Source organism: Moraxella sp. E33BD (genome assembly GCF_041807865.1).
GTDB classification, from domain to species: Bacteria; Pseudomonadota; Gammaproteobacteria; order Pseudomonadales; family Moraxellaceae; genus Moraxella; species Moraxella haemolytica.
The window spans coordinates 53,985-59,984 of sequence record NZ_JBGTZD010000013.1 but is presented as its reverse complement, the minus strand read 5'-3'; the positions used below and the strand labels follow the sequence as shown (position 1 = coordinate 59,984).

Annotated in this window: 8 protein-coding genes; 2 read left to right on the top strand and 6 right to left on the bottom strand. The window is 41.4% G+C overall.

The window, feature by feature from the left end; genetic code table 11:
* Positions 1 to 485: 485 nt before the first annotated feature.
* Entirely contained in the window at positions 486 to 1,634 is a 1,149-nt protein-coding gene (locus tag ACERC6_RS08925) for a tyrosine-type recombinase/integrase (protein ID WP_373628771.1), read from the top strand.
* Positions 1,635 to 1,644: 10 nt separating this feature from the next.
* Here the strand turns inward: ACERC6_RS08925 and ACERC6_RS08920 are convergent, their stop codons facing one another.
* Genes ACERC6_RS08920 through ACERC6_RS08910 form a run of 3 tightly spaced genes read right to left on the bottom strand, consistent with a single transcriptional unit; the run spans position 1,645 to position 2,659 of the window.
* Positions 1,645 to 1,911 (bottom strand): pyocin activator PrtN family protein, encoded by a 267-nt coding sequence (locus ACERC6_RS08920; protein WP_277807890.1) that lies wholly within the window; start codon positions 1,909 to 1,911, stop codon positions 1,645 to 1,647.
* On the bottom strand, positions 1,908 to 2,486 hold the full coding sequence (locus ACERC6_RS08915; RefSeq protein WP_373628770.1) for an Nmad5 family putative nucleotide modification protein: 579 nt from the start codon (positions 2,484 to 2,486) through the stop codon (positions 1,908 to 1,910). Before ACERC6_RS08915 ends, ACERC6_RS08920 begins: the two co-directional genes overlap by 4 nt.
* A complete protein-coding gene (locus ACERC6_RS08910; RefSeq protein ID WP_373628769.1) occupies positions 2,486 to 2,659 on the bottom strand; it encodes a hypothetical protein in 174 nt (57 codons plus the stop codon). The genes ACERC6_RS08915 and ACERC6_RS08910 overlap by 1 nt, the downstream gene beginning before the upstream one ends.
* 232 nt (positions 2,660 to 2,891) lie before the next feature.
* On the opposite strand from ACERC6_RS08910, the gene ACERC6_RS08905 reads away from it, so the two are divergent.
* A complete protein-coding gene (locus ACERC6_RS08905; protein WP_373628768.1) occupies positions 2,892 to 3,893 on the top strand; it encodes a WYL domain-containing protein in 1,002 nt (333 codons plus the stop codon).
* Between the two features lie 60 nt (positions 3,894 to 3,953).
* On the opposite strand, the gene ACERC6_RS08900 is transcribed toward ACERC6_RS08905, so the two are convergent.
* The 3 genes from ACERC6_RS08900 to ACERC6_RS08890 are packed head-to-tail and all read right to left on the bottom strand — an operon-like array spanning position 3,954 to position 5,907.
* Positions 3,954 to 4,724: a DUF1829 domain-containing protein gene (locus ACERC6_RS08900; protein WP_373628767.1), complete on the bottom strand. Its 771-nt coding sequence runs from the start codon at positions 4,722 to 4,724 to the stop codon at positions 3,954 to 3,956.
* Positions 4,715 to 5,152 (bottom strand): hypothetical protein, encoded by a 438-nt coding sequence (locus ACERC6_RS08895; RefSeq protein WP_155400190.1) that lies wholly within the window; start codon positions 5,150 to 5,152, stop codon positions 4,715 to 4,717. The genes ACERC6_RS08900 and ACERC6_RS08895 overlap by 10 nt, the downstream gene beginning before the upstream one ends.
* Positions 5,152 to 5,907 carry a S24 family peptidase gene (locus ACERC6_RS08890; RefSeq protein ID WP_373628766.1) on the bottom strand — a complete coding sequence of 252 codons (756 nt, stop codon included), beginning with the start codon at positions 5,905 to 5,907 and terminating at the stop codon, positions 5,152 to 5,154. The genes ACERC6_RS08895 and ACERC6_RS08890 overlap by 1 nt, the downstream gene beginning before the upstream one ends.
* Positions 5,908 to 6,000: the final 93 nt, after the last annotated feature.

The following is a 6,000-nucleotide window of genomic DNA, read 5'->3' as shown; positions in this document are numbered from 1 at the left end:
GCCTGCGACACATCGGTTTGCGTTGCCTGTACTCGCCAGCGATGGCAAGGTAAGTAAGAATGAGGCTTGAAATATTTGTCAATCTCCGTTTTACTTGCTATAATAGCAGGCATATAGTTTAGTGAATGCCTAAATTAGCATAACACCATTAACCCCAGCTAGGCGAAAATGCTTGTCTGGGGTTATTTTTTTGTGGAAAATTTGCGGAAATTTTATTTTAAAATAAAATAAGTTATTGATTTATAAAATATTTTATAAATAAAATATCCAATCAATCATCGGGGCTAGGCTAATTCTTTTATTCTCTTTAAAATCAATCATTTATGCAAAATCTCTTTAATTTCAAATATTTGTATTAAAAATTTGACTTGTTTTAACTTGTTGTTACTTGTTCATACTTGCGTTTATTTGTGATTGTATTGTACCATATTTGCACCATTTTTTTATGTACTTAAAATGGTGTAATTTTATCAAGTGAAAAGAATATGGGTACAATATCAGAACGCCAAACAACATCAGGCACAACTCGCTATCGTGCAGTGATACGCATCAACAAGAGTGGTGTTAAGTATAGCGAAAGTCGCACATTTAGCAAGCGGAATTTGGCAGAAAGCTGGCTAAAAAAGCGAGAAGCCCAGATCGAACTCAATCCCGATGTTATCCACCAGAGCGATAAAAAAGACGACATGCGTTTTTCAGATGCCATCAGTCTCTACTTAGAGCAGGCAGGGGCGGACTTTGGGCGTTCGCACAAAAAGGGGCTATTATTCATCGCTAAGCAAGCCATCGGCGCCAAGTATCTCACCAAGCTGACCAATGCAGACTTTGCCAATTTCGCTGAGTTTCGCTTGCAGACGGTCAAGCCGCAAACGCTCACAGGCGACATGATTGCCATTCGTGCCGTACTAAGATACGCCAAGATGGTCTGGGGTATCGATGTCAATCTATCAGGCTTTGAAGAAATGATGCTTGGGCTGCGTTATGCCAGAAAAGTCAAAGGGTCGGACAAACGCTCAAGACTGCCCAGCAATGATGAGTTACAACTCTTGACGAACCATTTTTATGCGTCGTGGCAACGAGGCAAACAAGTCTACCCCATGCACCTAATCATGTGGCTGGCGATATACACGGCACGGCGTGAAGGGGAGATTGTCAATCTGCTGCTCGATGACCTAACCTACACCGATGACGGCTACTGGTGGCTCGTACGCGACATGAAAAACCCCAAAGGCTCAAAAGGCAATCACATCGAGGTCAAGATACCCGAAAAAACCATCCCTATTATCAACGCCTTTAAAGATACAGCTATCAGACAGCGTATGCAAAAATCACCCTACTACGACGACGAAAAACTTATCCCATTAGACGGCAAGACCATCTCAAAATCTTTTACCGATGCTTGCAGAATACTTGGTATTGATGACTTAAAATTCCATGACTTACGCCACGAAGCCGCCACACGCCTTGCCGAGCAAGGACTAACCATTCCCCAAATTCAGCAAGTAACAGGACACCGTAGCTGGGGCAGTTTGCAGCGTTACACCAATCTAAAGCGTCGCCCCACCGTACTTGATTTTGAAGACGCCATCGAGCAGGCAAAACAAAACCACGAGCGTGGTCGTGGTTCGTTCTGATACTTTGGGGTTAGGCGTGCATAGCTTTATGGTCTAAGGTTGCTTCATTTTTAATGGCATCAATCCAGCCAGCCAGGCTCTCAATCGGTACAAGATATTTTGGGCGTTTGTCCGAGCCGGTATTGATACAAGCAAAATTAAGCTGTTGATTTTTTGCCTTGCGGTGCAGCTCGGTCTTGCTGATGTCGCTTAGATAGTCATTAGCGACATTCTCCAGCGGTATCAGAGCTTTAAAGCCGTATTGCATGGCAAGCATTTGCATGGTAGTCATATTCATAAATTATTCTCCACAGGCAGCCCAAACGCTACATTAATATTCACGATATTTTGTGGCACTAGCGGATAATTTGGCTTATCTTGGTTTTCAAACTTACCCAGTAATGATTGGGATTCTGGCCACATTTTCCACAACTGTTTGAATGTATTGATACCAGACAGCACCGCCTCCGCATCTGTTCTAGCTTGTTTCATTTTGCTAAATTCGTCATCATAAGCTTGTTTGGCTGCCAGATATTTTTTGATAATCTCATCATCTTCGGTCAATCCGTGAAAATTCTTTCCGATGACTGACCCGAACGCTAGACACACATGATAATCAGGCAATTCGACACGCAGCATAAAACTACCACTAGGCGATTTGATATCGTCCAGCCTAAGCTCTCTTGTACGATTAAAAAGTAGCTCGGGCAATTTTTTAATATCATCAAGGTATTTGCCAAATATCTTAAGATAAATTTCATGCCCAGCCTGCTTTAGTGCTTGTTCTTTGGCTTGGATATTTTCGGCAAATTTACCGTTTTTGATAAGTTCGTCGAGCATTAGCTCTCTGGTGTATTTGGTGATTCTAGTCATTAGTAGTTCTCCTCTTTATTATCCGCCAACGCACGATATTCAGCGATTTTGGCTCGCTCGCCCTCGTACGCCCTATCCCATGCAGCTAGCGACATTGAGACACAGCCTTTTAAAGAGATGAACACCAAAGCGATGATGAATGCAGATAGGCAGGTTTGTTTAATGGTTGGCATAATTAGTTACTCCATCTTGGTTGATGGAGATAAGTTTACCAAAGTAAACAAATAAAGTAAACAAATAAATTAATAAAAGAAACTTATTTAATATAAATATTTGAAATATAATTATTTTTTTATTAATAAATATAAGGGATAGTTTATTATATTTGCCTTTACCCTTATCAGCTTGATAAATTCTCGCTTGTGTGCCAATATATGGCTATTTGTAATCACCGAGGGGATATTTATGGCTATTTTTGTCGCTTTTATGCTACTATTACTGCCAATCTTAACAGTTTGGTGGCTCATTTCACCCAAGTTCTACCCCTTTGGTCAGAATTCATCTAGGATAAAAATAACTTTGCATAGCACTTTGGCGTTCTTAGCCCTGCTAATCACTCTTATTATTACCATACCGCCAACAGAGCAACCAGTCAGCGGCACCTCAATCATGGTTGGATTTTTCACCGCTGGCATTACCCTCGCTGTCTTGGCTTACCTAAGCGTCAAAGCCAAAAAATCCAGATTGTCGATAGAGCAGCGAAAGACCAATACACCTTTAACCACGAAGCCCCAAAATCAGCCAACGGCAACAAACATAGTGTCACCCCCACAGGTTAAACCAAAACTGGTCGAGATGCTCATACCGCCGCCAACCAAAACCCCAGAGCCAAAAATACAAAAAGACCTAACCTATTTCTCAGATAAGATGCACAATAATGATGATTTAATTCTAGATGCATCTTCACCCGATGAAGTCAAATTAAACGAAGATTTACCCCAAATCGGCTCAATCCGAAGAGCGCTTTACGAAATGGACCGCAAGCAAGCAGAAGAGCAACAAGCGGAATTGGAACGAAAATCCGCATCTGAGAGATTGCTAGCAAGAAGTGAGTCGGCTCGCCAAGCACTCAAAGCAATCAATGAACAGAAAAAAGCTGAAAGTTGTACCACGCATCACAACATTTATGATGACGAATGGGATGGTGATGTTACCTCAGGTCGGGAACAGTGCGAAATTCACTACACTGACCTTGAAGGTAATTTCAGCATTAGAGATGTAGAGCCTGTCAATGTGCGAGAAAACAGTAGGGGTGCGACAATTCTTGTTGCTATTGATATCAATGTTGGCGAATTCCGTTACTTTCACCTCGATCGCATTGAATTGGTTAGCCATAATGGAAATGATTATACCAAACCTAGGGATATTGAGCGGGTTTTACGCAAGCTTTCTCCTGAGTGTGATTGACAAAACCACCCTTTATGGGTGGTTTTTAGTCTAAATAGCCAATTGGACAGCTACAAGAGATTAATGTATCAACTCTGATATCACTTGATTCCTATCCGTCCATCGGATAGGATTGATATTGTAGTTAATTAGGGACTGCACCGAGCTGTTGCTGATATGATTATCTACATCATTAAGCATGACATATAAGGTAGTATCTGCTCGCCGTGTCTCTTTGGTATCCGACCAGCCAAACAAGATATGTTCAACATTGCTCTTAGTGGGGTTGTTTAATGTATGCAATAACCGCTCTGGTTGGCTTTTTGAATGCGGAATGACAAAATCAAAATTAAAACCAAAACCAGACTTGCCAATCAAGTTGATGTTTTGAGAATACCGCACACCGATTTCATCCAGCCAATACTCCACATCCTCAAAGAAAAAGTTAGCAATGTTACTGCTAGACAGGCTAAACATATCGCCCACCGCCAGCATAGCTTGTATAAAATTATTCTTGCGTACGGGAAAGTTATTGGCGTCAGCTTTTGTTGTTAGGCAGCCATCACAAACTTGCACACCAAAGCCATTTAGAGTTTGCTGCAATAAAGCAGTGCGTTTAGGCGTGTTAAAGACAACACCGGAAGCCTCCAAATCATCTAAAACATAACCGCCATCAGTAAATAATAAGCCATTTTCGGTCTTTTTCACATAAAATTGCAAATAATCATTATGACGGTCTAAATGTGGCGTGGTGATCTCTACGACATCATTACCCATGTTTTTTAGACAAGTCTTGTCCTTAAGCCACGCAAGGTAGCTGTCATGGTACCGCTGAATGTCATTTATGAACATGGACAAAACTCAATAGGGATCTGGGTAAATATTCTACCATGAATATTACAATATTCGCAAAAACTATCTAAATAATTGGCAAGATTAATGCAGTCGCCAAAGATGGGTGGTACAGGATAAGCCCATTTTAAGCCATAGCCCTGTTTGTAAACATGTAAATGCGGACATGGCACTTCGGTATCGTCAGGGTTTCTGTGCGGAGGACCATTCACATCCAGTCGTACCAACAGCACATTCTTGCGTACTCGTAAGGTAGTGCTGATTTTGTTTGGCATAATACGATTAGGGATGATATCTAACAGGTATTCCTCTCTACCGCCACCATCCCTTAACTCAATAACCTTTTTTGTAAAATCAAAATTGATAGGTTTGCCCACAATAGTCTTTAATACATCAATAAATGCTTGTGCTTGTTCGTCCGTCATCATCAAAACGCCACCCACTTCCCAACAACCTTGCCCACCAGCTCCCACTCGCTCTTTGGTGTCATTCTCTGCTCTGACCAGTCGGGGTTGAGTGGTTTTAAGTACATATCAGATGAAGTTTCGCCAACCACAAGCTGCTTAAATGTCGCCTCGCTATTTTCACCCTCACGCACCACCACCAAATCGCCGTTTTTAAGCTCCCAAAAGGCATAATTAGGATCAACATAAATAAAATCCCCCGGCTCAAACTTAGGCATCATCGACACCCCACGCACTTTAAGGGCAAAGCCATTTTCAGGAAAATTAAACGGGCGTGGCAGATAATCAAACGCATCATACGCCATCACCGCATTGGCATGAGACCACGACCCCGCTGCCACCCATTCAATCACAGGCACGGGATTATTGATGGACAGTGCATTGCTGGGTTCAAGTTCGGCGGTTGAATCCAGATTGATTCTATTACGGTTCTCAATAGCATTGATTTTATCTTGTAATTCTTTGATGATATCAGGAATATTTTTAGAATCGCTTTTTTCATTCGATGGCTGATTATCTTTATCACCATCCATCAGCCAACCAACATCGCATTCGAGGACTTTCGCCAAGCGAACAAGACTATCTCCTGATGGGACTGCCGAGCCAGCCACCCATTTAGACACCGCCCCTTTGGTTTTATTGGTTGCTTTAATCAAATCTGTTTGCTTAAGACCTAATTGGGTCATTCTAGCAATAATACGATCAGAGATTGTATTCATTTTTATAATGCCTTTTGAAATTGTTTCTTATAATAAACTAAATACTTGATTTTTTGGTAAACTTATGGTTTACTATATGATACTTATTTGTTT